We start from the raw sequence: 26,583 nt of genomic DNA, 5'->3' as shown, positions 1-26,583 counted from the left end.
CTACATGTGCACACGGCGCGATTCACTTGACACATGCCGATCAGGCACGGGCGTAACCATCGGCAACTGCGACCCGTTGGGGGTGTCATGGGCTTCACGATCGGCAGCATGCGGGAGATGCGTCACATCCGCTCCGGCGCGCGCCGCCGGACGCACGCCTCGGCGTGCACCACCGTGGCGGAGTACACCGGGTTGTGCGGATGGGCGGTGGCGCCGGGTGCGCGCGCCACGCGCGGGGGCGGGCAGTGCTCCTGCGGTGACCCGGGGTGCAAGGCGCCGGGCGCCCACGCCCTGGAGCTCGCCGGGGAGGTGCCGGCCGGGGCCACCCTCGAGGAGGCCGTCGCCGCCTGGGAGCGCGTGCCGGGTGCGGCGCTCATGCTCCCCGTGGGACGCGCCTTCGACGTGATCGACGTGGCGGAACGATCCGGCGTACGCGCCTTGGTGCGCCTGGAGCGCATGGGGCTGCGCCTCGGACCGGTCATCGCCACCCCGGACGGCCGGGCGCAGTTCTTCGTCGCGCCGGGCGCCGCCGCCGAGCTCCCGCATCTGCTGTACCGCATGGGCTGGGACGACGCCGACCTCGACCTGCGCTGCCTCGGGCCGGGCGACCATGTGACCGCCCCGCCCTCGGACCTCGGCGGCCTCGGCCCGGTCCGCTGGCTGCGGCCGCCGGCCCTGGACGCCGCCCGTCAGCCCCCGGAGGCCCGGCTGCTGCTCGGCACGCTGGCGTACGTCTGCCACCGGGACCGCGCGTTCGCGTGACGCACGGACCGTGAGGAACGGACCGTGAGGAACGGACAACGACAAGGGGCGCACTCACGCGAGTGCGCCCCTTGTCGTCGGGCCGGTCCGTACGGCTCCGGCCTGATCGGCCTATGAGCCGATCAGCGCGTCCACGAAGGCCTCGGGCTCGAACGGCGCGAGGTCGTCCGCGCCCTCGCCCAGGCCGATGAGCTTGACCGGGACGCCCAGCTCGCGCTGGACGGCGACGACGATGCCGCCCTTGGCGGTGCCGTCGAGCTTGGTGAGCACGATGCCCGTGATGTCGACGACCTCGGCGAAGACCCGGGCCTGCACCAGGCCGTTCTGGCCGGTCGTGGCGTCCAGGACCAGCAGGACCTCGTTCACCGGGCCGTGCTTCTCCACGACGCGCTTGACCTTGCCGAGCTCGTCCATCAGGCCGGTCTTGGTGTGCAGCCGGCCCGCGGTGTCGATGAGGACGACGTCCGCGCCCTCGGCGATGCCCTCCTTGACCGCGTCGAAGGCGACCGACGCCGGGTCGCCGGCCTCGGGCCCGCGCACGGTGCGGGCGCCGACGCGCTCGCCCCAGGTCTGCAGCTGGTCGGCAGCCGCGGCACGGAAGGTGTCGGCGGCGCCCAGCACGACGCTGCGGCCGTCGGCCACCAGGACCCGGGCGAGCTTGCCGGTGGTGGTGGTCTTGCCGGTGCCGTTGACGCCGACGACCATGAGCACCGCCGGCTGGTCGGCCCCGTCCCCATTGGGCAGCCCGTCCGTGTGGAGCGTGCGGTCGAGGTCGGGGTCGATCAGGGTCAGCAGTTCCTCGCGCAGCAGCTGCCGCAGGTCGGCGGGGGTACGGGTGCCGAGCACCTTCACCCGGGTGCGCAGTCGCTCCACCAGTTCCTGGGTGGGGGCGACACCGACGTCCGCGGTGAGCAGGGTGTCCTCGACCTCCTCCCAGGTGTCCTCGTCGAGGTGCTCGCGGGAGAGCAGCGTGAGCAGCCCCTTGCCGAGCGCGTTCTGCGAGCGGGAGAGCCGGGAGCGCAGCCGCACCAGGCGGCCGGCCGTGGGTTCGGGCTGCTCGATCTCGGGGGCGGCCGGGCGCTCCTCGACGATGACGCCGCCCGCGGGGGCGTCCGACTCGGGGAGCTCGACCTCTTCGATGGTCCTGCGGGGCTCGTCCCGCGGGGCCTCCGCCTCGTCGCCGATGTGCGGTTCGGCGGGAGGCGCGGTGATCGTCGGCGTCTCGGCGGGCGGCGCGGGGGGCAGCTGCTTCCTGCGGCGGCTGCCCACCACCAGCCCGCCGGCCGCCAGGATCACGACCAGGGCGATGACTACGGCAAGAATGACGGTTTCCATAACCCGTCCAGTATCGGTCACGCGGCCCGCCCTCCAGGGAGCCACCCGGCGGGGGTCCACGAGTCTGTTCATCTGACGGTTCGTCAGCTAACGTCGGCCCATGCCCGCCACTGTCGTACGTTTCAACCTCGTCGACCCCGCGGCCACGCCCGGGGCCCTCAGCCACCGCTACCGGGCCGCCCTGGAGATGGCCGCGTACGCCGACGAGCATGGCGTCGCGACCCTCCAGACCGAGGAGCACCACGGCTCCCCCGACGGCTGGCTGCCCTCCCCCCTCGCCTTCGCCGGGGCCGTCCTCGGTGCGACCCGCCGGATCGCGGTGACCGTCTCGGCGCTGATCGGGCCGCTCTACGACCCGCTGCGGCTGGCGGAGGACATCGCGGTGCTCGACCACATCGGCGGCGGACGGCTGGTCACCGTCGCCGGCATCGGCTACCGCCCGGAGGAGTACGCGGCCCTCGGGGTCGACTGGCACCGGCGCGGCGCCCTCCAGGACGAGCTGCTGGAGACCCTGCTCCGGGCATGGACCGGTGAGCCCTTCACCTTCCGCGGCCGCACCGTCCGGGTCACCCCGCGCCCGTACAGCGCCCCGCACCCGCTGCTGATCGTCGGCGGCAGCTCGCGCGCCGCGGCGCGCCGGGCGGCCCGGCTCGGCCTGCCGTTCTTCCCCAGCGCCCACCTCCCGGAGCTGGAGACGTACTACCGGCAGCAGCTGGCCGAGCACGGCACCGAGGGCTGGTGCCTGATGCCCCCGGCGCAGGTGCCGCTGCTCCATCTGTCCGAGGACCCGGACCGCACCTGGGCGGAGTACGGGGGCCATCTGTTCCACGAGGCGGCCACCTACGCCTCCTGGCAGTCCTCCGGCATCCGCTCGGCGGTGCGCTCCACGGCGGCGTCGCCGGAGGAACTGCGCCGCGAGGGCGTCTACCGCGTGGTCACCCCCGACGAGTGCGTCGCCTTCGCGGAGACGAGCACCGACCCGGCCGCCGCCCTCGTCCTGCACCCCCTGTGCGGGGGCATGCCGGTCGAGGAGGGCTGGCGGAGCCTGCGCCTGTTCGCGGAGCAGGTGCTGCCGCGGCTCAAGGACTGACCGTGCCCGGGCCGCGGGGCCCGGGCACGGCGCCGCACGGGGGACGGAAACCCCCGTGGGGATCGCTGCCGTGCGTTCACACGTCGCGTCAGCTCTTCAGGCGCTGGCTGATGACCTTCGACACGCCGTCGCCCTGCATGGAGACGCCGTACAGCGCGTCGGCGACCTCCATGGTCCGCTTCTGGTGCGTGATGACGATCAGCTGGGAGCTCTCCTGCAGCTCCCGCATGATGCGGATGAGCCGCTGCAGATTGGTGTCGTCCAGGGCGGCCTCCACCTCGTCCATCACGTAGAACGGGCTCGGCCGGGCCTTGAAGATCGACACCAGCAGCGCCACCGCGGTCAGCGAACGCTCACCGCCCGACAGCAGGGACAGCCGCTTGACCTTCTTGCCCGGCGGCCGAGCCTCCACCTCCACACCCGTGGTGAGCATGTTCTCGGGGTCGGTGAGGATCAGCCGGCCCTCGCCGCCGGGGAAGAGCCGCGAGAACACGCCCTCGAACTCGCGTGCCGTGTCGTGGTACGCGGAGGTGAAGACCTGCTCGACCCGCTCGTCGACCTCCTTCACCACCTGGAGCAGGTCCGCGCGGGTCTTCCGCAGGTCCTCCAGCTGCTCGGACAGGAACTTGTGCCGCTCCTCCAGCGCCGCGAACTCCTCCAGCGCCAGCGGATTGACCTTGCCGAGCTGCTGGTACGCCTTCTCGGCGGCCTTCAGCCGCTTCTCCTGCTCGCCGCGGTGGTACCGGCGCGGCATGTTTCGCGGATGCTCCGGATCCTCCGGCAGCTCCTCGCCCTCGGCGGGCGGCGACGGCGGGACCGGCTGGTCCGGTCCGTACTCCGCGACCAGGCCCTCCGGCTCGACGCCGTACTCCTCCAGCGCCTTGCCCTCCAGCTGCTCGATCCGCAGCCGCTTCTCGGCGCCCAGCACCTCGCCCTTGTGGACGGAGTCCGTCAGCCGGTCCAGCTCGGACTTCAGCTCCCGGCCCCGGCGGCGCGCGGTGTCCAGCTCCGCCTCACGCTCCGCCTTGGCGCGTTCGGCCGCCGTTCGTTCCTCGTCGGCGCGCCCCAGGGAGATCTGCACATACGCCAGCAGGCCCTGCGCGCCCTTCAGCACGGCGGACGCGACCTCGGCCTCGTACTCCAGGCGTGCCTTGCGGCGGGCGGCCCGCGCCCTGGTCTCGCGCTCGGCCCGGGCGGCACGGTCCAGACCGTCGGCACGGCCGGCCAGCCCCTTCACCCGCTCCTCGTGGGTGCGGACCTGGAGCCGCGCCTCCATCTCCGTCTGCCGGGCGTTGGCGCCGTCGGCGGCCAGCCGGTCCCGCACCGCGGTGTCCGGCTCCTCGTCCGCGGGGGCGGCCTCCGCCTCGCTCAGGCGGTAGGAGAGCTCCTCGAACTCCTCTATGGCGGCCGCCAGCGACTCCTCCGCCCGGCCCACGGCGGCGGCAGAACGTTCCGCCTCCCCCGCCGCAGCACGCGCCTGCCCGCCCAGCCGGCCCAGTTGCTGGGCCACGGCGGACTTCTCCTTCTCCGCGGCCCGGCGACGCTGCGTCAGTTCGTCCACCACACGGGCGGCGGCGGACCTGCGCTCCTTGGCGGCGGCCTGCTCCCCGGCGAGCTCCTCGCACCGCCCGGCCAGCGCCTCCAACTCCGCGGCGGCCTCGTCGACGGCGGCCTGCACCTCCAGCAGGCTGGGCGCACCTGCCGAACCGCCGTGGGCGAAGTGGGCGCCGAGGACGTCGCCTTCCGCGGTCACGGCGGTCAGCCGCGGGTGGGCGGCGACCAGTGACTCGGCGTCGGCGAGGGTCTCCACGACGACGTAGTCCCGCAGGAGGCGGCGGACGGCCGGGAGCAGTTCGTCGGGGCCGCCGACGAGCGCGGCCGCCGACCGCGCGCCCGGGGGCACCGGGGCTCCCTCCGACGGCGCCACGTCGCCGGCGACGAGCAGCGCGGCGCGCCCCGCGTCGTCCTTGCGGAGCAGCCGCAGCGCCTCCGCGGCGGCGGACGGGCCGGAGACGGCGACCGCGTCGGCGGCGGCACCGAGCGCGGCGGCGACCGGGACCTCGTGGCCCGCGGCGACGGTGAGGAGTTCGGCCGCGGGACCGAGCAACCCGGTCAGCCGGTCCCCCGCGGCGAGCAGGGCGCCGGTGCCGTCCTTGCGGCGCAGGCCGAGGGCGAGGGCGTCGTGGCGGGCGGCGAGGGCGGCCCGTCGGCGTTCCGCGGCGGTGGCGGCCTCACGGGCGGCCGAGTGGGCCTCGTCGGCGCGGGCCTGTTCGTCCTTGGCGGCCTCGAGACGCTCGTCGAGCTCGGAGTCGTCGGCGTCCAGATCCTCGACCCGGGCGCGGAGTTCCTCGTACTCCTCCTGGGCCGACTCGGCGCGCTCGCGCGCCTCGTCGCGGGCTGCGGTCAGCCGGCCGATCTCGGCCTCGGCCGAGCCGGCCTTGGAGCGGGCGGCGTTGACCTGTCCCTGCAATCTGGCCAGGCCCTCGCGGCGGTCGGCGATCGCCCGGGCGGCCGCCTTGAGGGCCTTGTCCTCCTCCGCGAGGCGGCGCTCCAGCTCGGCGCGGTGGTCGATCGTGTCGTCCAGGGCGCGCTGGGCGGCCTCCAGGGCGTCGGTGAGCTCCGCCTCCTGCTCGCGGATGCGGGCCGCCTCGCGCTCCATGTCCTCCGGGTCGCGGCCGCGTCGCTCCTCCGCGGGCTGCGCGGTGGCGTGGCGTACGCGCTGTTCGGCGAGGCCGATGGTGCCGCGCACCCGCTCGGCCAGTTGCGACAGCCCGTACCAGGTGGCCTGGGCGTCGGCGAGCCGCGGCGCGAGGGCCCTGACCTGCTCCTCCAGTCGCGCCTCGCGCTGTATCGCGGCCGCCAGATCCGTCTCCACGGCGTCGCGGCGCTCCTTGAGCGCGGCCTCGTCGGCCACCTCGGTGCGCAGCGCCTCCCGCAGGGTGACCAGGTCGTCGGCGAGCAGCCGCAGCCGGGCATCGCGCAGGTCGGCCTGGATGACCACGGCCCGGCGGGCCACCTGTGCCTGCCGTCCCAGCGGCTTGAGCTGGCGGCGCAGCTCACCGGTCAGGTCCTGGACGCGGGCGAGATTCGCCTGCATGGCGTCCAGCTTTCGCAGCGCCTTCTCTTTGCGCTTGCGGTGCTTGAGTACACCGGCCGCCTCCTCGATGAAAGCGCGCCGGCCCATCGGATCGGCGTGCAGCACCGAATCCAACTGGCCCTGGCCGACGATGACGTGCATTTCGCGGCCGATACCGGAGTCGGAGAGCAGTTCCTGGATGTCCAGCAACCTGCAGGTGTCACCGTTGATCTGATATTCGCTGCCACCGTTGCGGAACATGATCCGCGTGATGGTGACCTCGGCATAGTCGATCGGAAGCGCACCGTCGCTGTTGTCGATCGTGAGTGACACCTCGGCACGGCCGAGGGGCGGCCGCCCCGTCGTGCCGGCGAAGATCACGTCCTCCATTTTGCCGCCGCGCAGCGACTTGGCCCCTTGTTCGCCCATGACCCAGGACAGCGCGTCCACGACATTGGACTTGCCGGAGCCGTTCGGTCCGACGACACAGGTGATTCCGGGTTCGAACCGCAGTGTCGTCGCCGAGGCGAATGACTTGAACCCGCGCAGGGTCAGGCTCTTGAGGTGCACGCCGCTGGACTCTACCTCCCGCTCCCGGTTTCACCGAGGAATGCGGGGGGCACATGCAACGTAAGGGCGGAGATCATGGGAGGGCAACGGGGCGGAAAACGACGAAGGGACGCCGGGGCGTCCCTTGCACATTCCCAAACGGAGTCGTTTCCACTGACCGGCCGAAAGGCCGGATCAAGCGAGAACCGGCTCCGCGTGAGGTACGTCGACGAGCTCGTGCGAGGCAGCGGCCAGCGCATCGTTCTCGGCCTGGATCCGTACGAGCTCGGTTTCCAGGTCCTGAACACGCTGCTGCAGCCTTCGCATCTCGGCGAGGAGTCGAGGGTCGGGGCCGCCGACGTAACCGAGAAGCGCCTTTGCCATGATGGATGGTCCTCCACGCTGAGTGACCGACCGGGGAGCGGTGTGGGTCGTGAGTGAGGGGTTAGAGGCACCCGCGCCGTGTGCGCCGAAGCTGCCCTTTGCCATGCCTACAGCTGCGGTGCGCGGGGCTTCCAGCGTCTCACCAAATTATTTGACGGTCAACACGATCACAGCCCGGTCGTCGGGTGCGCCTAAGAAATCACGGTGCGAGAAGGCACCGCGGGCGTCCCGCGTGGCGTGGAGGACGGGGCCGTCACATCGCTCCCCGAAGATCACCGCGTCCTCGCTGTCGGCAGCCTCGCACGCGGTGCGCGAAATGGCAACCTCCTTGCCGCTCTTGCCACGTGAGATTGCCAGCGGTCCGTCACCTCACCCCTCACCTGGGACGACGGGGCGGTGTGCGCGAGGGGGACCTCAGCGGATCACGAACCCGTCGTAGCCGCCGCGCGGCTCACCCCAGATCTCGGTGACGCCGTCGACGCGTCCGGGCGTGTCGCCGGTGCGCAACCAGTCGAGCAGACGGTCACACTGCGACCGGTCGCCTTCGGCCACGATGTGCACGCGACCGTCCGAGAGATTGCTCACATAACCGTCGAGCCCACCGATCTCCAGCGCGTTCGCCCGCGTCCACCAGCGGAAACCCACCTGGTGCACGCGGCCTCGCACCCATGCGGTGAGTCGGACAGCGTCGTTCATGGAAGCACGCTAACCCGCCAGTTGCACAGGGTTCACACCGGCCCCGCCTGTCTTTCGGTACAGTCGCGCCGCAACAGGACTCACCCGTTCGGGTGAACACCGTCGACATAAAGGACTGCACCGGATGGGCCGCCACAGCCGTAAAGCCTTTGAGCCGGCGCCGTTCTCGGAGGCCCCGCGCCACCGCGGGCAGAGCAGCAGGGCCCGGCGGCGCAAGCAGAACCCGGTGCGCACCGGGCTGCTGGCCTCGTCCGCCGCACTGGCCGTGGGCGCCATCGGCGTCTCCAGCGGACTGCTGCCGTCGCCGGACGGTTCCGGCGGGCTCTCGTACCACGACAACGCTCCCGGCCAGGTCCAGGCCGCCGGGCAACCGAACACCGCGAGCCCCCAGGACGTCGGCACCATTCCCGCCGACCGCAACACCGAGGCCCCCGCGAGCCGCGGCGACGCCCGCACGACCGCGCCCCCCGCGGCGCCGTCGGCACCCGCGACCACCGCGACGCCGACCCCCTCGGCCTCCGCACCGACCGACACCCCCACCACCGCCGCGCCGGAGCCGTCCCGCACTTCGGCACCGGCCGCCACCCCGTCCGCGCCCGCGGCCACCACCGCGCCGGTCGAAGAGATTCCGGACGGCGACCAGAGTGCCGCCGAGGTCTCGGTCCTGGCCCTGGTGAACACGGTCCGGGCCACCGCGGGCTGCAAGCCGCTCCAGAACGACAAGAAGCTCGCCGAGCTCGCCTCGGACTTCAGCGCCGACATGGCCGCCCGAGGCTTCTTCGACCACACCGACCCCGACGACGACGACCCGTGGGACCGCGCCGCCCAGGCCGGCGTGAAGAACCTCGGTGGCGAGAACATCGCCCGCGGCCAGGCCACGGCCCAGGAGGTCATGGACTCCTGGATGAACAGCGAGGGCCACCGCGCCAACATCCTCAACTGCGACTTCAAGAAGATCGGCGTCGGCACGGTCTTCGGCGAGGGCGGCCCCTGGTGGACGCAGGACTTCGGCTACTGAGAAAGCCGCCGGTCGGATAAGTGTCAGACGGCTCGGGCCGTCTCCGGGCCGTCGTCGGTCGCGGGCGTGAAGCCGAACACGCGATCGACGGCGGCCCTCGTGCGTGTGTCACTCGCGGGCATCAGGTGCGCGTACGTCCGGAGCGTCAAGCCGGGGTCGTGATGGCCGAGGTACTCGCTCAGGGCCTTGATGTTCTCCCCCGCGTCCAGGAGCACGGGGGCGTAGAAGGGCCGCAGCGCGTGCATGCCGTTCTCCCTGGGCTGGGGGCGAGCATGGCCGGGGGCCTTGCGCCGGCCGCGGATCGGGCCGGCTCCTGCCCGCTGTGGGAGGACGCTGGCGCCGTCATGTACGTCGGATGACCAGCACGGCCACGTCGTCGAGGTGGTCGACCGCGATCGCGGCGTCGAGGATGCGGTCGGCGGTCTGCTCGGCGTCCAGCCCGTCGTGGACGGCTTGGGCGGCCAGTGTTCCGGCTCGTTCCAGTCCGGCGTCCAGCGTCAGGCCTGGTCCTTCGACCACTCCGTCAGTGACCATGACCAGCGCGGTGTCCTCGTCCAAGGCGAAGGTCTCCTCGCGGTATTTGATACCGGGCATGACGCCCAGGACCGGCCCGCCCGGCAGCTCACGGACCTCGTGGCTGCCGTCTGTGTGGGCGCACAGCACCGGCACATGGCCGGCGCTGGTGCCGGTGACCCGTCCACCGCGCGGGTCGATGCACAACATGGTGCAGCTGGCGAATCGTGCGGGATCCATCGTGGTCAGCAGCTCGTTGGTGCGGGTCAGCACGGTTCCGGGATCCGGATCCTGGGCGGCGATCGCGCGCATGGACAAGCGGACCTGTCCCATGAAGGCGGCGGCGTCCACGTCGTGCCCCTGAACGTCGCCGATCTCCAGGGCGATCACGCCGTCGAGCATCACGAAGGCGTCGTACCAGTCTCCGCCGATGTCCAGCCCGTCCCGGCTGGGCCGGTAGCGGGCGGCGACCTCCAGACCCGGGAGGTGCTCGGGCAGCGTGGGGAGCATGGTCTGCTGCAGCGCCGCGGCCAGCTCGACCCGCGCCTGCTGCAACCGGATGCGCCGGAGCGCCTGGCCTGCCAGGTCGGCCAGCGTGCCCATAAGGGTCCGCTCGTCCAGGGACGGCCGGTATCCGCTGTCGTAGACCATCCCCCACGCCCCGAGTGGCTGATCGCCGGTCTCGCCGAGGGGGGTGATCGCGAAGGCGTAGTCGGAGCCGAGCCGGTCGAGCCGCGGAAACGGGCCCTGCGGCCAGCGGTGGCTGTGGTGCTTCCGGTTGCGGACGAACTGCGGCCTGCCGGTGCGGATCGCCTCGGGCAGCGGACTCGGATGGCCCAGCCGCAGGCCGTGCAGGGCCTCGACCTCGCGCATGGCAATCCCGGCATCGGTGGAGACACGCAGGCGGTCCTCCTCGACGAGGGCGAGCAGGGCGCCGCAGGCGCCGAAGGTCGCGGCGAGCCGGGTCAGGACGACCTGCTGCAACTCCTGCTCCGAGGCTGCGGCGATCAAGGCGGAGGAGAAGTCGGCGATGTCCCTGGCGCGCTGTCGCTCGGCAGCCAGTGCGGCCTGCGCCTTCTGCCTGCGCTTCTCCTGTTTGGTGTCGTCGCGGACCACCCCGAAGATCCGTTCGGGGCCGCCATACCCCAGCTGGAGCCGACGGGTCCGGGCGGCCAGTTGGTGCCAGCCCTCGTGCCGGGTGAGGTATCGCAACCTCACCCAGGGGGACCGCTGGGTGGGGGTGGAGCACAGGAGCTTCCGGAAGGCCTCCCGGTCGTCGGGGTGCACCGCCGAGATCACCTGGGAAAGCGGAGCGGCGGAATCCGGGAAGAGCGCGGCCACGGCGGGTGCGCCACCGAGCCACTCCAGCTCGTCCCGATGGGGTGCGTACATCCACAGGCCGAGGTCGGCGGCCTCGGTGGCCAGCCGGAACGGGATCAGCAGGCTGCGCAGGTCGTTTCCCGAATCCAGCGCGTGCACCCAGACCAGCTGCTCGCCGTCGGCGGGATCCTTGACTTGCCGCGCCTCGATCAAGCAGGCAACGGGTACTTCGTTCTGCCCGGGGAACTCCAGCACCCGCATCGCGGCCGTAGTCGTCCTGGCCGCGTGGTCCACCAGACTCTCGGCCGACGTCCGCTGGCTCGCAGGCCACAGATCACCGAAGTCACGTCCCAGGCACTGCTCCGCCGGCCTGCCCAGCGCCGAGGCCAATGCGGCGTTGAGGCCGCGCATGGCACCGTCCAGCGTCAGAAGAGCCGACGGGCAAGCCCTTCGAAGAAGTTCGTTCGAGGCGTCCATCCGAGGCTCCCTGGGGCATATGGCAAAACACCTCTTCAGCCATATTCACGCATTTTGTCGTGATGTATTGCTGAAGGGGGTGTCCGACCGCCTTCAGTCGAGTGACGGCGGCAGGAACTCGATGGAGGCAGTTCGATCACACGGTCGCCGAGTGCCGGCTCGGTACGACCGGAAGACGTCCGCGGCCACGTAGGCGCTGACATCCATGGCCGGCACCAACGGCGACGGACTCGGACGGCCGTCGGCCCTGCGTTGAACGGCGGCGGCTCCGCACACGTGAAGGTGGGTGTGGTCGGGAAGGGCACGCCGCCGGAGGGCGGCTCGTACGCGGTCGGCGCCGGTTGCCACGGAGTGGGGATGGGACGCGGTGGAGGAGCTTGCCGCATCGGTGGCGAAGGACGCGCTGTGCCTCCTGGGGTGGTCCGCCGGCTTGGCGCTCGACCAGTACGGGGTGTTGCCCGGTCGCAAGCGGCGCTCTCCCCGGGTCTAGGGAGCGGTGAGCGCGGCCTCGACGGAGGGGCCGTGGCGCTCCAGCCAGGCTTCGCGGCGCTTGATCCGGTCGCCGACGCCTTCGTGCCACATCCGGGCCCAGCCGCCGCCCTCGGTCTCGGCCATCCGCTTCATGGAGAACCATGCGCGGCGGGCGCGCAGCACAGCCACCTCCAGCAGGCGGCCGCGGTCGGTGCCGGACAGGCCGTACGCGTCGGCGAGGACGCGGCAGCGGCGGGGGACGTCGACGTCGCGCAGCGGGGGGTCGGCGTCGGCGGGATCGCCGAGGGGGGCCCAGTAGAGCATCGCGTTGTGGATCTCGTCGACCCTGGATACCGGCCTGGCCAGGTCGAAGTCGATGAGCACGGCGGCCTCGCCGTCCCGGAAGACGATGTTGTCGGGGGTGAGGTCCATGTGCCCGATCAGCTCCGCGGGATAGGGCGGCGCGGGCGGCATCTCCGCGGGCGGGGTGGGACCGGAGGGGGCCCGTACGCCGTCGGGCGGGGTGAAGCCGGCGGCCGCGTCGTCGTAGGCGCGCACCAGGCGGCCGACCGAGGCGAGGCGGTCCTCGTCGGCGATCCAGGCGGGCCGCGGGCGGGCGGCGACCTCGCCGGTGACGTAGGTCAGCACTTCGCGGCCCGCGGCGTCGATGCCCAGCAGCCGGGGAGCGCCCGCGAATCCGGTGTCCTCCAGATGCCGCAGCAGGGCGTGCACCAGCGGGGTGTGGGCGCCGGTCGGGCGGCGGACCGTGTCGCCGACGCGGACGACGCCTTCGGTGACGTCACCGCCGATGAGCGGGATCTCCGGCTGGGGCCCGGCGGGTTCGTCGTAGGTGGCGGCGGGGGCGGGTGTGCCGTCGGTGGGCATCCGCCCATTGTGCGCCGCACGGCCGCGGTCGTACGGCGGTTTCCTGCCCGGCCGCTCGATCACCGGGTGGGGTACGGAGAGGGTCGCGACGGACGGGGCGATGCCGTCCGCCGTGCCCCGCGGACAGGGGTTCGGCGGGACGCTGACTCCGGGGAAGCGCAACCCTGCGGTAAGTGTTCGGAACGCCTACGCTGAGCGGCATGGAGACTTCCGCGCGGGTGTGCGACACCGTCGGCGGCGATGCCGTGGCGGCGGCCCTGGAGTTCGACGTGTTCGCCCGCTCCTGCCCGTCGCGCCCCACGCTGGAGCACGTGACCGGCCGATGGGGCGCGCTGGCGCTGGGGGCGCTGGTCAGGGGGCCGCTGCGGTTCAACGAGCTGCGCCGCCGGGTCGACGGCGTCAGCGAGAAGATGCTCTCCCAGACCCTGCACGCGCTGGAGCGGGACGGGCTGGTGCACCGTGAGGCGCAGCCCACCAATCCGCCGCGGGTCGACTACAGCCTCACGCCCCTCGGCCGGGACACGGCCGACCGGCTGCTGGCGCTGATCGATCTCGTGGAGGCGCGGATGCCCGAGGTGCTGGAGGCGCAGCGCCGCTACGACGAGCGGACCACGACGGCGGCCGCGGCGGCCGGGCCGCGCGGCGGCCGCTGACAGCGCGGGCAGAAGTAGCTCGACCGGTTCATCCAGGGACGGCGGCGGATCGGCGTCCCGCAGCGGCGGCAGGGCTCGTCCTCCCGGCCGTAGGCGTCGAGCGAGCGGTCGAAGTAGCCGGACTCGCCGTTGACGTTGACGTACAGGCTGTCGAAGCTCGTGCCGCCGGCGGCGAGGGCGTCGGTCATGACCTCGCGGATGTGGGTGAGCAGTTCCGTCGTGACCGGTCGGGTGAGGGTCGCGGTGGGGCGCTCGTAGTGCAGCCTCGTGCGCCACAGCGCCTCGTCGGCGTAGATGTTGCCGACCCCGCTGATCAGCGACTGGTCGAGGAGCGCCCGCTTGACGGTGGTGCGGCGGCGGCGCAGCGCGGTGTGGAAGGCCGCGTCGTCGAAGCGCGGGTCGAGCGGGTCCCGGGCGATGTGCGACAGGGGGACCGGCAGCCGCTCGGGGTCGCCGGGCACGCAGTCGTGCAGGGACAGACCGCCGAAGGTGCGCTGGTCCACGAAGCGCAGCTCCGTGCCGAGGTCGTCCTCGAAGCGGATCCGGATCCGCAGATGGGTCTCGGCGGGAGCGTCCTCGGGTTGGACGAGCAGCTGGCCGCTCATGCCCAGGTGGCCGAGGAGCGCGAACGGGGAGTCCTGGAGCGGGAGCCACAGGTACTTGCCGCGGCGCAGCGCCGGTCCGAGGGTCTGCGCCTCCAGCCGGGTCGTGAAGTCCTCGGCCCCTGCCAGGTGCCGGCGGACCGAGCGCGGGTGCAGCACCTCGGCCCCGGCGACGGTGCGACCGCTCACCCAGCGGTCCAGACCGCGGCGTACCACTTCGACCTCGGGCAGCTCCGGCACGCGGTGCGCTCCTCTCGGATGTCGGTTCCCGGCTCGGGAAACCGGAAGGCCCGCCCGGGCGGCTCGGGGCCGGCCGGACGGGCCTGACGGGTTCAGCTCGCGGCAGTGCCGTTCGCGTCGCGCTTGGCGCGGATGCCGCGCCAAGCGGCCTCGGCGGCCTGCTGCTCGGCTTCCTTCTTGCTGCGGCCGGTGCCGGTGCCGTACTCGACACCACCGACGCGGGCGGCAGCCGTGAAGGTCTTCTCGTGGTCGGGTCCGGTCTCGGAGACCACGTACTCCGGGACACCGAGGCCCTCGCCCGCGGTGAGTTCCTGGAGGCTGGTCTTCCAGTCCAGTCCCGCCCCGAGATTGGAGGACTTCTCGATCAGCGGATCGAAGAGCCGGTGCACCAGCTCCGACGCGGCGTCCAGGCCCTGGTCCAGGTAGACCGCGCCGATCACCGCCTCGAGGGTGTCCGCGAGGATCGACGCCTTGTCCCGGCCGCCGGTGCCCTCCTCGCCCCGGCCCAGGCGGATGAAACTGCCCAGGTCCAGGCCGCGGCCGACACCGGCCAGCGCGCGCGAGTTGACCACCGCCGCCCGCAGCTTGGCGAGCGTCCCCTCCGGAAGGTCCGGGTGGGTGCGGTAGAGCGTGTCGGTGACCACCAGGCCGAGGACGGAGTCACCGAGGAACTCCAGGCGCTCGTTGGTGGGCAGACCGCCGTTCTCGTACGCGTACGAGCGATGGGTCAGCGCACGCACCAGAAGGGCGGGTTCGAGTGTGTACCCGAGCCGCCCTTCCAGAACCGCGGGGGACGAGGCTGCCCTACCGGCGTCCGTCGACGTTGCGCCGTCTGACGACATGGAGCCCCTCACCCGCCGATCAGACCTCGAGGACCTGACGACGGTTGTAGGTGCCGCAGCTCGGGCACGCGATGTGCTGCTGCTTCGGCTCGTGGCAGCGCTCGCACGCCACCAGGCTCACGGGCGCAGCCTTCCACTGCGAACGGCGGTGGCGCGTGTTGCTGCGCGACATCTTCCGCTTGGGAACAGCCACGGCTACTTCTCCTGGTTCTCGTCGGCACCGTTCTCGGCACCGCTCAGCTGGATTTCCTGCAGGGCCGCCCAACGGATGTCGGTGACCTCGTGGTGGTGGTCCGGGTCGTCCGCCAGCCGCACTCCGCAGTCGGAGCACAGACCGGGACAGTCGTCCTGGCACACCGGCTGCAGCGGCAGTTCGAGAACCACCGCGTCACGCAGCACGGACTCGAGGTCGAGCAGGTCGCCCTCGAGGAAGAGCGTGTCCTCCTCCTCGACGTCGTCACCGGCGTCGGCGGCACCATGGTGTCCACCGGTCCGGGTGTCGGCGTCGGGGTAGGAGTACAGCTCCTGGAACTCCGTCTCGAGCTCGCGCTCGATCGGCTCCAGACACCTTACGCACTCCCCCGAGAGCGGTGCGCGGGCGGTGCCCGTGACGAGCACCCCCTCCATCACCGACTCCAGGCGGAGGTCGAGCGTGATCTCCGTGCCCTCGCGGACACCGATGACCTCGATGCCCATGTCCTTGGGGGCCGGCACCGAGCGGGAGACCTTCTTCATCGCCCCAGGACGACGACCCAGCTCATGCGTGTCGAACACGAGCGGGTTGCGGTGGTCGAGGCGGGTGTTCAGGGCTCCTGCTTTCTTCGGTTCGGCGCGTGCCCGTCGATACGACGGCGGGCACGCCAAAGCGCCGGGGATCACACGGCTGAGGGATCAGGATACCGGTCCCCCGGGCTCAGCCCAAACCGCGCTCCTGCTCCAGCTCCCGCAGCCGGTTCAGGTCGATCATGCTGGTGTCGAAGAAGCTCGTCTCGTCCAGCGCCGCGCCCTGACCCTGCTGGTGCTGCTGCGGGATGTACTGCTGCTGTTGTTCGTAGCCGGTCTGCGGCTGCTGCTGCCAGCCGTAGCTCGGGTCGTAGTACGCCTGCTGCGGCTGCGCGGCGTACGGATCGGCGTACTGGCCCTGCTGCTGGTACGGGTCCGGCTGCCCGCCCTGCTGCTGGTACGGGTCCGGCTGCTGGTAGCCGTAGTCGGGCTGCTGCTGCACGGCGTTCGCGTCGTACTGGTAGTCGCCCGGGGCCACCGGGGCGGCCAGGCCCGCCAGGTACTCCGCGTCGGACTGCCCGGGCGCCTGCATCTCGGGGTCGCCGGCCCCCATGTGGGCGCCCAGCTCGTCGATGGGGCGGTGGCCGGTCAGCTTCAGCCGGCCGCGGCCGACGGCCTCCAGCGTCTTGCTGAGCACCGCCTCGAAGGCGCCCAGCTTGGCGTCCACGTAGTCGTCGGCGCGGCGGCGCAGCGTCTCGGGGTCGGCGCTGCGCTCGGGCGCGTCGTCGTCCTCGTACGGGTAGCCGTTCTCGTCGAGCACCGGGCCGTGGCCGAGCAGCTTCTCGCGGCCGCGGTCCACCGAGCCGATGGTCTTGGTGAGCACGACCTCGAAGTTGGCGAGCTTGCTGTCGACGTAGTCGTCGGCCTCGGCGCGGATCTCGGCGGCCTCGCGCTGCGCCTCGGTGACGATGCGCTCGGCCTCCTGCTGGGAGCGGCGGGCGATCTCGGTGTCGGAGATCAGGGAGCCGCGTTCCGCGTGCGCGGCCTCGATGATCCGGCCCGCCTCGACGCGGGCCTCCTCGACCATCTGCTCCCGGCCGCCCAGCAGCTGCTGGGCTTGGGAGAGCGAGTCCGGCAGCGCCGACCGCACGTCTTCGAGCATGGCGAGCAGCTCGGCACGGTTGACCACGCAGGAGGCCGACATCGGCATGGACCGGGCGGCCTCCACGGCGGCCACGATCTCGTCGAGCTTTTTCTGGACGTCCACGTCCCAGACTCTACTGCTGCGCGAGCTTCTTCTTGAGGGCCTCCAGCACGACGGGGGGCAGCAAGTGCGCGACGTCGCCGCCCCATTGCGCCACCTCCTTGACGAGACTGGAGGAGAGGAAGCTGTAGGTGGGGTTGGTGGGGACGAAGAGGGTCTCCACGCCGGACAGCCCGTTGTTCATCTGGGCCATCTGCAGCTCGTAGTCGAAGTCGCTGACCGCGCGCAGGCCCTTCACGATGGCGGGGATGTCGCGCTGCTTGCAGAAGTCGACCAGCAGGCCGTGGAAGGCCTCCACGCGCACATTGCCGTACTCGGCGGTGACCTCCTCGATCAGGGCGATGCGCTCCTCGATCGAGAAGAGACCCTTCTTGGACTTGTTGATCATCACGGCCACATAGACCTCGTCGTACAGGCGCGAGGCTCGGGCGATGATGTCGAGGTGCCCATTGGTGACGGGATCGAAGGATCCCGGACAGACTGCGCGGCGCAACGGTGACTCCTCGCTCTGAGGGTTCTGCGGGTGGTTCATGACGCGTCAGTAACGTCGGCGGCGCGACCGTACCAAAGCGTCCCTTCGCCGTAGCGGCGGGCCCTGAGCCCTTCGTACCCCTCGGGCCAGCGGAATTCCCCGCCTCGGGTGCTCCGTTCCACGGTGGCGAGCGCGTCCGCGTCGAGCCAGCCCTGGGTGCGGAGTGTGAGCAGGATCTCTCGCAACTCGTCGTCCGTGACGGCGTACGGGGGGTCCAGGAACACCACGTCGTACGGGGTCTGCGGGGGCGGTCCCGCGATCACCTTCTCGGCCTTGCCGGCCCGCACCTCGGCGCCGGGCATCCCGAGAGTGCGGACGTTCTCCCGGATGACCCGGGCGGCCCGGGGGTCGGCCTCGACCAACAGCACATGCTCGGCGCCGCGCGACAGCGCCTCCAGGCCGACGGCCCCCGAGCCCCCGTACAGGTCGAGGACCCGCGCCCCGTGCAGGGCGCCGCGCAGCGACTCCCAGGTGGAGAACAGCCCCTCCTTCGCCCGGTCCGAGGTGGGTCGGGTGCCGTTGCCCGGCGGTACGGCCAGGCGGCGGCCACCGGCGGCTCCGGCGATCACGCGGGTCATCTGCGGCTCATTCGTCTCGTGGGCGGGCGGAGCGGCGCCGGCGCGGCGCCGCTCCCCCACGATACGTAGGTCAGTCCCGGCCCTGCTCTTCCACGGCCCCGACGAGCGCGGGCGAGGCGTACCGGGACCAGGACAGACAGCCGTCGGGCGGGCAGTACTCGGGGCGGCGCGGGTCGTGGCCGAGTTCACGCAGCTTCGTCCGCACGGAGTCGGGCGTGCGGCCGAAGCGGGCGGCTATGCGGGCGATGGACTCGCCGTCGTGGAACCGCCGGACGAGCTCCTCCTCGTGCTGCGGCACCCACGGCGCGCCGTGGCCGGGGAAGAGCTCGCGCAGCACGTCGCGGTCGGGGATGGGCTCGGCCACGTCGGCCACGAGCGCGAGGGCGCGCAGGGCCCGGTTGAGGGCGATGCGCAGGGACGGGACGTCGGTCAGCGGCAGCGTGAGGGTGCCGGAGGCGAGGAGGGTGTCCGGGTCGTCCTCGGACCAGCCGGCCAGGGACAGGGTGACGGTGGTGTCGTCGTCGCTGGAGAGCTCGATCCGGAAGACCTTCTCACCGAGCGGCAGTTCGTTGAGATGACGGAACGACATGAAATCAGCCCCCAAGGGTCCGATTACGCCGATTCCCGAGCGGATCGGCGCGGACTGTGTCCATTCTCCCAGGGGGCACTGACAATGACGGTCCGTCAGCCCTTGTCGAGGTACTGCTCGCGGTCCGCGTCGACCAGGCTCTCCAGCGCGCTGCGCAGGTCCGGCTGACCGGCCAGTTCGGGGTCGGCGGCGACCAGCGAGGTGGCCTCCTCCCTCGCGGCCGCGATCACGTCCTCGTCGTCGATCACGGTCAGCACGCGCAGCGACGAGCGCGTTCCGGACTGGGCCTGCCCCAGCACATCGCCCTCGCGCCGCTGTTCCAGGTCGATGCGGGACAGCTCGAAGCCGTCCAGCGTCCCGGCCACGGCGTCCAGCCGCGCCCGCGCCGACGTCGCCTCCGGCATCTCGGACACCAGCAGGCACAGACCGGCCGCCGAACCACGCCCGACCCGGCCGCGCAACTGGTGCAGCTGCGAGACGCCGAAACGATCCGCGTCCATGATCACCATGGCGGTGGCGTTCGGCACATTGACGCCGACCTCGATGACCGTGGTCGCCACCAGCACGTCGACCTCGCCGGCGGCGAAGCGGCGCATCACGTCGTCCTTCGCCTCCGGCTGCATCCGCCCGTGCAGCACCTCCACGCTCAGCCCTGCCAGCGGCCCCTTGGCCAGCTGCTCGGCGATCTCCAGCACGGCCAGCGGCGGCCGCTTCTCCGCCTCGTCCTCCGCGGACTTCTTCTTCGGGTCCGGCTCCTCGTCACCGATCCGCGGGCACACCACGTACGCCTGGTGCCCGCCCTCGACCTCCTCCCGCACCCGATCCCAGGCACGCGAGAGGAAGTGCGGCTTGTCCTTCGCCGGCACGACATGCGTGGCGATCGGCGAGCGCCCGGCCGGCAACTGGTCCAGCACGGACGTCTCCAGATCGCCGAAGACCGTCATCGCAACGGTGCGCGGGATCGGCGTCGCGGTCATCACCAGCAAATGCGGCGGCTGCTTGGCCTTGCCGCGCAGGGCGTCGCGCTGCTCGACGCCGAAGCGGTGCTGCTCGTCGACCACGACCAGGCCCAGGTCGTGGAAGCCCACCTTGTCCTCGATCAGCGCGTGGGTGCCCACGACGATCCCGGCCTCGCCGGTGACCAGGTCCAGCAGCGCCTGGCGGCGGGCGGCGGCCCCCATCGAGCCGGTCAGCAGCACGACCTTCGTGCCCAGGTCCGAACCGCCGAGCATGCCGCCCTCGGCGAGATCGCCCATCATCTCGGTGATCGACCGGTGGTGCTGCTGCGCCAGCACCTCCGTCGGCGCCAGCATCGCGGCCTGGCCGCCCGCGTCGACCACGCCGAGCATCGCGCGCAGCGCCACCATCGTCTTGCCGGAACCCACCTCGCCCTGCAGCAGCCGGTGCATCGGGTGGTCCGTCGCCAGATCCGCGAAGATCTCGGCCGACACCTGCTCCTGGCCCTCGGTGAGCGTGAACGGCAGCCGCGCGTCGAAGGCCTTCAGCAGGCCGTCCTCCGCCGGCACGCGCGGCACGGCGGGCAGCGCGGCGTCCGCCGCGCGACGCCGCGCGAGGGCCACCTGCAGCACGAACGCCTCGTCCCACTTCAGCCGGTCCCGCGCGACGGCGATGTCCGCCTTGGAACGGGGCCGGTGGATCTTCTCCAGCGCCTCCGGCAGCGCCACCAGCCCGCGCGACTCCCGCAGCGCGGGGGGCAGCGGCTCCCCCGCGCCCGCCCACTGCGTGGCGCCGAGCGAGGTCAGCACGGTGTCCACGGTCTTCGCGATCGTCCACGAGTTGACCTGCTTGCACGCCGGGTAGATCGGGATCAGCCGGTTCGCGAAGGCGTCCACGGCCTCCTTGCCGTCCTCGGCGTCCAACAACTGGTACTCGGGGTGCGCGAGCTGCAGCGCCCGGTTGAACACCGACACCTTGCCGGCGAACATGCCGCGGCGGCCCGGGAGGAGGTCGTGCTCCGGCTTGAACACGCCCCGGCCGAAGAAGACCAGGGTCAGCGAGCCGCTGCCGTCCGTGACGACCACCTCCAGGCGCGCCTTGCCCGGGCCGTACGTCTTCTTCGTCGCCTTCGCGACGCGCGCGACGACGGTGACGTGTTCGTCCAGGGGGAGGTCGGAGAGGCGGGTCAGCTCGCCGCGCTCGGCGTAGCGGCGTGGGTAGTGGTGGAGCAGGTCCCCGACCGTGCGCAGGTCGAGGTGGTCGGCGAACACCTTCGCGGTGCGGCCGCCGACGGATTTCGCGAGCGGTTCGTCAAGGGGGGCAGACATCGCGTCCATCTTTGCGCACGCGGCGGACATTCTGTGCGGCCCGTCGCCGTGTGCGGCGCCGCCGTGGTCGATGTTGGGGGTTTCCCCGCCCGCCCGCCCGATTGCCCGGCGCGGTCAGGCACCGCGCCGCTACGTGTGTGGGTGGGCCGGGTGCGGGGCCTCCGGGGCTGGGCATTCTGGACGCATATTTACGTGCATGGCGGGCGGTCCAAGTCGGTGCCGTCTCTGCCGCACACAAATACGCCCAGTGTCCAGAACGCCCACCCCTCCGACCCCGCCCCCTCCCTCTCGTAGCGCGCCTGATCCCCGGAGGGGGGTAACTGGGCGGTCCGGGGTCACCGCGCGTGCTTGCTGACCCCAACGGGTCAGGCGCCCCACGGGGGCACCGCCCAGCGGTAGCTGGGGGACGCAGGCGGTGAGCAAGCGGTCCGGGGTCGCCGCGAGTACCTTGCTGACCCCCACCGGCCGTCGTGCGCCCACACGACCGGAGGGGGTGTGGCGGGGTGCTCCCCCTGGCCGGAGGCTGGGGGAGACGAGCGGTGCGCGCAGTGCCGAATGACGTGGGGCAGCGCCGCGAGCGCCGAGGTGGGGGTACCCCCGGCCGGAGGCTGGGGGCGTACCCCGGCGCGGCACCGACCCCAGGCACACGGTGCGAGGCCCGCACCGACCGCGCCGGATGGGGGCACCCCCGGCCGAAGGTTGGGGGAGGGCGGGAGGGCAGGGAAACCCCCAACATCAACCACAAACGGCGCCGCACACGACAACCGGCCCCGGGGGAAGCCCTACTCGACCCCGATCAGCAGAGGGCACATCTCCTGGCCCCCCACATACACCACCGTGTCCACCGCCAGGTGACTGTCGCGGACGTGCGCCTCGAGCCGGTCCGCCAGATCCCCCGGCGCGTTCGCGCCGATGACCAGGGTGACCATCTCCCCTCCCGCGGCCAGCATCCGGTCCAGGACGATGATCCCCGTCTCGACGAGGTTCCCGCCGATCACCGCGACGTCCCCGTCGATGAGCCCGAGGACGTCCCCGGCCTGGCAGACGCCGGCCATGGTCCACGACTGCGCCTCCGCCACGGCCAGCTCCGCATAGCGCGTGGCGCCTGCCGCGGAGGTCATGGCGACGACGTCCTCGTCGAAGCGCCGGGTGGGCTCGTGGACGGCCAGGGCGGCGATGCCCTGCACCGCGGACCGCGTGGGGATGAGGGCCACGCGGACGCCCTCCGCGCGGGCCTGCTCCGCCGCGGCGCCGACCGCGTCCCGCAGTTCGACGTCGTTGGGCAGCAGCACGACCTCGCGGGCGTACGCGCGGCGGATGGCCTCCGCGATGTCGCCGCTGGCGGGCGGCTCCCCGGGGCGTACGGCGACCACCACCGCGCCGGCCTCGGCGCACAGCGCGGCGAGGCCCTCGCCGCGGACGACGGCGACGACGGCGCGCAGCGCCCGTTCGCCGCGCTCGCCGGCGGCGCCGCGGCGGCCCCGTTCGAGCGCGCGGGCCTGGTCGCCGAAGTGCGTGACCTTGATGCGATACGGCCGGCCCGCCTCGATCCCGGCCTCGATGGCGGCGCCCACGTCGTCGACGTGGACGTGGACGTTCCACAGCCCGTCCCCGCCGACGACGACGAGCGAGTCGCCGAGCCGGTCCAGCCGGGTCCGCAGGCCGGGGACGGCGGAATCGGGTGCCTCCAGGAGGTAGATGACCTCGAAGCCGGGGCCGCCGGGCACCACGTGCGGGTCCGCGCCGTCCCCGCCGGGCGCGCAGCCGTACGGCACCACCGGGGTCGCGGACCTCGGCGGGGGCAGGCGCGGGGCGTCGTCGAGCGGGCCCATCGGGGCCTGGCCGGAGACGGCGTCCGCCAGGGCGCCCAGGACGGCCACCAGGCCGCGACCGCCGGCGTCGACCACCCCGGCGTCGCCGAGGACGGCGAGCTGCCGCGGGGTGGCCACCAGCGCGGTGCGCGCGGCCTCGTACGCGGTCCGGGAGACCTCGTGGACGTCGCCGGTCACGGCGGCGGCCGCCTCGGCGGCCGCGGTGGCGACGGTGAGCATCGTGCCCTCGACCGGGTGCGCGACCGCCTGGTAGGCCGACTCGGCGGCCCGGCGCAGGGCCGGCCGCAGGTCGGCGGCGTCCTCGGTGAGGACCTCGGTCATGCCGCGCAGCAGTTGCGCGAGGATGGTGCCCGAGTTGCCGCGCGCCCCGATGAGGGCGCCGTGCGCCATGGAGCGCAGGCACGAGGTGAGGTCCGGGGTGCCGCCCGAGGCGGCGTGGCCCTCGAAGACGGCGTCCACGGACTGGGCCGCGGACTCCACGGTCAGGAAGAGGTTCGTGCCGGTGTCCCCGTCGGCGACGGGGTACACGTTGATCGCGTCGATCTCCTCGCGGGCCCGCCCCAGGGCCTGCAGGGAAAGCCGGCACCATGCGCGGACCGCGGGAGGGTCGAGCGTCGGCGGCACGTGTTCCTCCTGCGGGGCGGCCGGGGACCTGGGATGGGGAGGTGTCCGCACGCAGCGTACTGATGGACGGGGCCCACCGGGGGACCGCCCTGTACCGCTGACCATGGTAGTTTCGAGGGACAGGAGCGGACGTAGTATGCTGCTCCGGTTGCCTGGGGCTGTCCCGGGCCATCCCTCGGCATCACCGGCCTTCCTTCAGTGTTTTGGACGGATGTCGGACGCCGCCGGGATTTATCCGTTAGTGCATCTGAAGTCTTTGGAGTGACCCGTGGCTGCCAACTGCGACGTCTGCGGCAAGGGGCCGGGCTTCGGCAACAACATTTCGCACTCGCACCGCCGTACTCGCCGTCGTTGGAACCCCAACATCCAGACGGTTCGTGCTGTGGTCGGTCGGACGCCGAAGCGCCTCAATGTCTGCACCTCGTGCATCAAGGCCGGCAAGGTCGCGCGCTGACGCATAGGACGTCGTAGCGCAGCCTTGCGGCTACCGGAGCCGGTCCACCCTCGTGGTGGACCGGCTTTCTGCTGTGACTTCGCACGGCCGGCGCTTCTCAGCGCCACCGCCAGGCGTGGTCCACGGGGCCGATGCCGCCGCCCAGGGGGAAGCCCGCGGCGATGGCGCCGGTGACGTACTCCTTGGCGGCGTGGGCCGCCTCCGGAACGTCCATTCCCCGTGCGAGACATGAGGCGATGGCGGACGCCAGTGTGCAGCCGGTGCCGTGGGTGTGCCGGTTGTCGTGGCGCACGGCGCGCAGCCAGTGCTCCCGGCCGCCGTCGGTGAGCAGGTCGACCGCGTCGCCGTTCAGGTGGCCGCCCTTGATCAGGACCCAGCGGGGGCCGCACTTGAGGACGGCCTCCGCGGCCTCGCGCATGGCGGGTTCGCCGTCCACGACGATTCCTGTGAGCTGCCGCACCTCGTCCAGGTTCGGGGTGGCGACGGTGGCCAGCGGCAGCAGCCGCGTCCTGACGACCTCGACGGCGTCGGCGGCGAGCAGCGGATCACCGTGCTTGGAGACGCCGACGGGGTCGACGACCACGGGGACGTCGAGCGGGGCGAGGAGTTCGGCCACGGCGCCGACGAGCGCGGTCGAGGACAGCATCCCGGTCTTGACCGCCTGGACGCCGATGTCGTCCACGACGCTGCGGAACTGGGCCCGCACGGCCTCCACGGGGAGCTCCCAGGCGCCCTGGACGCCCAGTGAGTTCTGGGCCGTGACGGCCGTGACCACGCTCATGCCGTGGACGCCGAGGGCGAGCATGGTCTTCAGGTCGGCCTGGATGCCCGCGCCGCCGCCGGAGTCGGAGCCGGCGACGGTGAGCACACGCGGTGGGATCGTCATACGGCGAATCTAGCCGCCCCGGCTACTCGGCCCCGAAGTGGTCCCAGCCGCCCGCCTTGTCCCAGGGCGCGCCGTCCACGGTGACCTGGGGTGCCGTGGTCGCCTTCACCACCCGGCCGATGACCCGCCAGCGGGCGGGCAGCTTCGTGTCCGGGGGGAAGGCGGCGACTATGGCGTGGTCCTCTCCCCCGGTCAGCACCCAGTGCAGGGGGTCGACTCCGACGGCCTGCCCGATGTCGGCCATCTGCGCCGGGATGTCGATGTCCGCGGAGCGCAGGTCTATGGCGACCCCGCTGGCCGAGGCGATGTGCCCGAGGTCGGCGACGAGTCCGTCGCTGACGTCGGTCATGGCGGTGGCGCCGAGTTCGGCCGCGGCGGGGCCGGCGTGGTACGGCGGTTCGGGCCGGCGGTGCGCCTCGACGAAGGCGCGCGGGGAGCGGAACCCCCGGGAGAGCACCGCGAGTCCGGCCGCGGACCAGCCCAGCCAGCCGGTGACGGCGACGATGTCGCCCGGTCGGGCACCGGATCGGGTGATGGGTTCGCGGTCGCGCAGGTCGCCCAGTGCGGTGATGGAGACCATGATCGTCTCGCCGCGGACGACGTCGCCGCCGACCACGGCCGCGCCGGCCACCTGGCACTCGTCCCGGATGCCGTCCATCAGCTCGACCGGCCAGGTCACGGGCAGGTCCGCCGGGACGACCAGGGCGAGCAGCACCGCGGTCGGCACGGCCCCCATCGCGGCGATGTCGGCGAGGTTCTGCGCGGCGGCCTTGCGGCCCACGTCATAGGCGGTGGACCAGTCGCGGCGGAAGTGCCGCCCCTCCACGAGCGCGTCGGTGGTGGCCACCACCCGCCGGTCCGGGGCGGCCACCACGGCCGCGTCGTCGCCCGGACCGAGCCGTACGGCGGGGCTGGAGGTGAGCCGCGAGGTCAACTCCCTGATGAGCCCGAACTCCCCCAGTTCGCCCACGGTGCCCTTCATCTGACTGTCCCCTTCACCTGGCCGGTCCCCATCTGTGTGCGCTTGCGCGACTGCTTTCGCGCGGCCGGTACCGCGCGGGTCTCCCCGCGGCATGCGGCGACGCGGTACCGTGACGTTCCCTCCCACATGATCCTCGTAGCCGCCCTGGAGGTTCCGTGGTACAGGCGTACATTCTGATTCAAACCGAGGTTGGGAAGGCCTCGGCAGTAGCGGAGGTGATCTCCAAGATTTCCGGGGTCATCCAGGCCGAGGACGTCACCGGCCCGTACGACGTGATCGTGCGTGCCCAGGCTGACACGGTCGACGACCTGGGGCGCCTCGTGGTGGCGAAAGTGCAGCAGGTGGAGGGGATCACCCGCACGCTGACCTGTCCGGTCGTCCATCTCTAGGCCCCCTGTAAGCTCGGCGGGTGATGTACCGCCGGGTCGCGCTAGTCTCCGTGTCCGCCGTCGCGTGCCTGTCCGCGGCGGCGGTCTGGATTTCCGCCTCCGGCGGTGCCGGGGGCGGGGTCGCCGTCCCGTCGCCCCCCACCCAGGCCGCCCGGCTGTGCGGCGCGCTGCACGACGCACTGCCGAAGAAGGTCGACGGCCTGTCGAAGCGGTCGCTGAGCCCCGTCTCCGAGCTCACCGCCGGATGGGGGGATCCTACGGTGGTGTTGCGCTGCGGCGTGCCCCGACCCGAGATGCTGACGCCGGGCAGCGCCACGTACAACCCCACCGCGGACGCGGTCGAGGTCAACGGGGTGAGCTGGCTCATCGAGCAGACCGGCGACGGCTACCGCTTCACGACGACCGGCCGCAGGGCCTTCGTCGAGGTGACCGTCCCGGACAGCTACAAGCCCGAGGTCGATCCGCTGACCGACCTCGGGCACGCCGTCGAGACCACGATCCCCTCCGAGCTCTGACGGCCCCGAAGGACCGC

25 protein-coding genes and 1 pseudogene are annotated in these 26,583 nt (G+C 72.4%); 7 read left to right on the top strand and 19 right to left on the bottom strand.

All coding sequences use genetic code 11. The annotated features are described in order from the left end of the window. The first annotated feature begins 87 nt into the window (after positions 1-87). On the top strand, positions 88-762 hold the full coding sequence (locus tag AB0F62_RS06205) for a bifunctional DNA primase/polymerase (RefSeq protein ID WP_361792702.1): 675 nt from the start codon (positions 88-90) through the stop codon (positions 760-762). Positions 763-873: 111 nt separating this feature from the next. On the opposite strand, the gene ftsY is transcribed toward AB0F62_RS06205, so the two are convergent. Continuing rightward, positions 874-2,097: a signal recognition particle-docking protein FtsY gene (gene ftsY, locus AB0F62_RS06200; RefSeq protein WP_361792700.1), complete on the bottom strand. Its 1,224-nt coding sequence runs from the start codon at positions 2,095-2,097 to the stop codon at positions 874-876. A gap of 100 nt (positions 2,098-2,197) precedes the next feature. Between ftsY and AB0F62_RS06195 the strand changes: the two genes are divergently transcribed. Beyond that, the gene (locus AB0F62_RS06195; RefSeq protein WP_361792698.1) at positions 2,198-3,187 is read left to right on the top strand and encodes an LLM class flavin-dependent oxidoreductase; all 990 of its coding nucleotides are present in this window, start codon (positions 2,198-2,200) and stop codon (positions 3,185-3,187) included. A gap of 88 nt (positions 3,188-3,275) precedes the next feature. Here AB0F62_RS06195 and smc read toward each other — a convergent pair whose 3' ends face one another. The 3 genes from smc to AB0F62_RS06180 form a co-directional block, all read right to left on the bottom strand. Beyond that, on the bottom strand, positions 3,276-6,833 hold the full coding sequence (gene smc, locus AB0F62_RS06190; RefSeq protein ID WP_361792697.1) for a chromosome segregation protein SMC: 3,558 nt from the start codon (positions 6,831-6,833) through the stop codon (positions 3,276-3,278). A gap of 174 nt (positions 6,834-7,007) precedes the next feature. After that, complete coding sequence (locus AB0F62_RS06185) at positions 7,008-7,196, bottom strand: hypothetical protein (RefSeq protein ID WP_319131640.1); 189 nt, start codon at positions 7,194-7,196, stop codon at positions 7,008-7,010. Positions 7,197-7,610: 414 nt separating this feature from the next. Beyond that, positions 7,611-7,892, bottom strand: coding sequence for an acylphosphatase (locus AB0F62_RS06180; RefSeq protein ID WP_361792695.1), 282 nt, complete (start codon positions 7,890-7,892; stop codon positions 7,611-7,613). Between the two features lie 124 nt (positions 7,893-8,016). Between AB0F62_RS06180 and AB0F62_RS06175 the strand changes: the two genes are divergently transcribed. After that, positions 8,017-8,910 (top strand): CAP domain-containing protein, encoded by an 894-nt coding sequence (locus tag AB0F62_RS06175; RefSeq protein WP_361792693.1) that lies wholly within the window; start codon positions 8,017-8,019, stop codon positions 8,908-8,910. Between the two features lie 23 nt (positions 8,911-8,933). On the opposite strand, the pseudogene AB0F62_RS06170 reads toward AB0F62_RS06175, so the two are convergent. The 3 genes and pseudogenes from AB0F62_RS06170 to AB0F62_RS06160 form a co-directional block, all read right to left on the bottom strand. Then, a pseudogene (locus AB0F62_RS06170) lies at positions 8,934-9,167 on the bottom strand (site-specific integrase); the annotation flags it as partial. Positions 9,168-9,252: 85 nt separating this feature from the next. Next, positions 9,253-11,220 carry a SpoIIE family protein phosphatase gene (locus AB0F62_RS06165; RefSeq protein ID WP_361792691.1) on the bottom strand — a complete coding sequence of 656 codons (1,968 nt, stop codon included), beginning with the start codon at positions 11,218-11,220 and terminating at the stop codon, positions 9,253-9,255. Positions 11,221-11,706: 486 nt separating this feature from the next. Further along, positions 11,707-12,576, bottom strand: a complete 870-nt coding sequence (locus AB0F62_RS06160; protein WP_361792689.1) for an aminoglycoside phosphotransferase family protein — start codon at positions 12,574-12,576, stop codon at positions 11,707-11,709. Between the two features lie 200 nt (positions 12,577-12,776). Between AB0F62_RS06160 and AB0F62_RS06155 the strand changes: the two genes are divergently transcribed. After that, positions 12,777-13,229: a helix-turn-helix domain-containing protein gene (locus AB0F62_RS06155; protein WP_361792687.1), complete on the top strand. Its 453-nt coding sequence runs from the start codon at positions 12,777-12,779 to the stop codon at positions 13,227-13,229. Here the strand turns inward: AB0F62_RS06155 and mutM are convergent. The 10 genes from mutM to AB0F62_RS06105 form a co-directional block, all read right to left on the bottom strand. Continuing rightward, complete coding sequence (gene mutM / locus AB0F62_RS06150) at positions 13,172-14,071, bottom strand: bifunctional DNA-formamidopyrimidine glycosylase/DNA-(apurinic or apyrimidinic site) lyase (protein ID WP_361792685.1); 900 nt, start codon at positions 14,069-14,071, stop codon at positions 13,172-13,174. The genes AB0F62_RS06155 and mutM overlap by 58 nt on opposite strands. Before the next feature lie 92 nt (positions 14,072-14,163). Next, entirely contained in the window at positions 14,164-14,913 is a 750-nt protein-coding gene (gene rnc / locus AB0F62_RS06145) for a ribonuclease III (RefSeq protein WP_361792683.1), read from the bottom strand. A gap of 19 nt (positions 14,914-14,932) precedes the next feature. Next, entirely contained in the window at positions 14,933-15,106 is a 174-nt protein-coding gene (gene rpmF, locus AB0F62_RS06140) for a 50S ribosomal protein L32 (protein ID WP_026251550.1), read from the bottom strand. Between the two features lie 2 nt (positions 15,107-15,108). Next, positions 15,109-15,648, bottom strand: a complete 540-nt coding sequence (locus AB0F62_RS06135) for a DUF177 domain-containing protein (protein ID WP_361792681.1) — start codon at positions 15,646-15,648, stop codon at positions 15,109-15,111. Positions 15,649-15,826: 178 nt separating this feature from the next. Beyond that, positions 15,827-16,903, bottom strand: a complete 1,077-nt coding sequence (locus AB0F62_RS06130; protein WP_361792679.1) for a cell division initiation protein — start codon at positions 16,901-16,903, stop codon at positions 15,827-15,829. Between the two features lie 10 nt (positions 16,904-16,913). Beyond that, positions 16,914-17,393 carry a pantetheine-phosphate adenylyltransferase gene (gene coaD, locus AB0F62_RS06125; RefSeq protein WP_018562090.1) on the bottom strand — a complete coding sequence of 160 codons (480 nt, stop codon included), beginning with the start codon at positions 17,391-17,393 and terminating at the stop codon, positions 16,914-16,916. 35 nt (positions 17,394-17,428) lie between these two features. Next, a complete protein-coding gene (gene rsmD / locus AB0F62_RS06120; protein ID WP_361792677.1) occupies positions 17,429-18,010 on the bottom strand; it encodes a 16S rRNA (guanine(966)-N(2))-methyltransferase RsmD in 582 nt (193 codons plus the stop codon). A 70-nt stretch (positions 18,011-18,080) separates the two neighbouring features. After that, positions 18,081-18,599 (bottom strand): hypothetical protein, encoded by a 519-nt coding sequence (locus AB0F62_RS06115; RefSeq protein WP_361792675.1) that lies wholly within the window; start codon positions 18,597-18,599, stop codon positions 18,081-18,083. Between the two features lie 95 nt (positions 18,600-18,694). After that, positions 18,695-20,884, bottom strand: a complete 2,190-nt coding sequence (recG, locus tag AB0F62_RS06110) for an ATP-dependent DNA helicase RecG (protein ID WP_361792673.1) — start codon at positions 20,882-20,884, stop codon at positions 18,695-18,697. Positions 20,885-21,666: 782 nt separating this feature from the next. Next, positions 21,667-23,340, bottom strand: coding sequence for a DAK2 domain-containing protein (locus AB0F62_RS06105; RefSeq protein ID WP_361792671.1), 1,674 nt, complete (start codon positions 23,338-23,340; stop codon positions 21,667-21,669). Positions 23,341-23,608: 268 nt separating this feature from the next. Here AB0F62_RS06105 and rpmB point away from each other — a divergent pair, with 268 nt between their 5' ends. Continuing rightward, the gene (gene rpmB, locus AB0F62_RS06100) at positions 23,609-23,794 is read left to right on the top strand and encodes a 50S ribosomal protein L28 (protein WP_014628431.1); all 186 of its coding nucleotides are present in this window, start codon (positions 23,609-23,611) and stop codon (positions 23,792-23,794) included. Positions 23,795-23,891: 97 nt separating this feature from the next. Here the strand turns inward: rpmB and thiD are convergent, their stop codons facing one another. Both thiD and AB0F62_RS06090 read right to left on the bottom strand, forming a co-directional pair. Then, positions 23,892-24,680, bottom strand: coding sequence for a bifunctional hydroxymethylpyrimidine kinase/phosphomethylpyrimidine kinase (gene thiD / locus AB0F62_RS06095; protein ID WP_361792669.1), 789 nt, complete (start codon positions 24,678-24,680; stop codon positions 23,892-23,894). Positions 24,681-24,702: 22 nt separating this feature from the next. Next, positions 24,703-25,662 carry a thiamine-phosphate kinase gene (locus AB0F62_RS06090; RefSeq protein ID WP_361792667.1) on the bottom strand — a complete coding sequence of 320 codons (960 nt, stop codon included), beginning with the start codon at positions 25,660-25,662 and terminating at the stop codon, positions 24,703-24,705. A gap of 155 nt (positions 25,663-25,817) precedes the next feature. Between AB0F62_RS06090 and AB0F62_RS06085 the strand changes: the two genes are divergently transcribed. After that, a complete protein-coding gene (locus AB0F62_RS06085) occupies positions 25,818-26,051 on the top strand; it encodes an Lrp/AsnC ligand binding domain-containing protein (RefSeq protein WP_018562083.1) in 234 nt (77 codons plus the stop codon). 50 nt (positions 26,052-26,101) lie between these two features. Beyond that, on the top strand, positions 26,102-26,566 hold the full coding sequence (locus AB0F62_RS06080; RefSeq protein WP_361792665.1) for a DUF3515 domain-containing protein: 465 nt from the start codon (positions 26,102-26,104) through the stop codon (positions 26,564-26,566). The last annotated feature ends 17 nt before the right edge of the window (positions 26,567-26,583 follow it).

Origin of the sequence: Streptomyces sp. NPDC026673, from assembly GCF_040638135.1 — a bacterium.
Lineage (GTDB): Bacteria > Actinomycetota > Actinomycetes > Streptomycetales > Streptomycetaceae > Actinacidiphila.
Note: the sequence above shows the minus strand (reverse complement) of the source record. Positions and strands in the feature narration are given on the sequence as shown.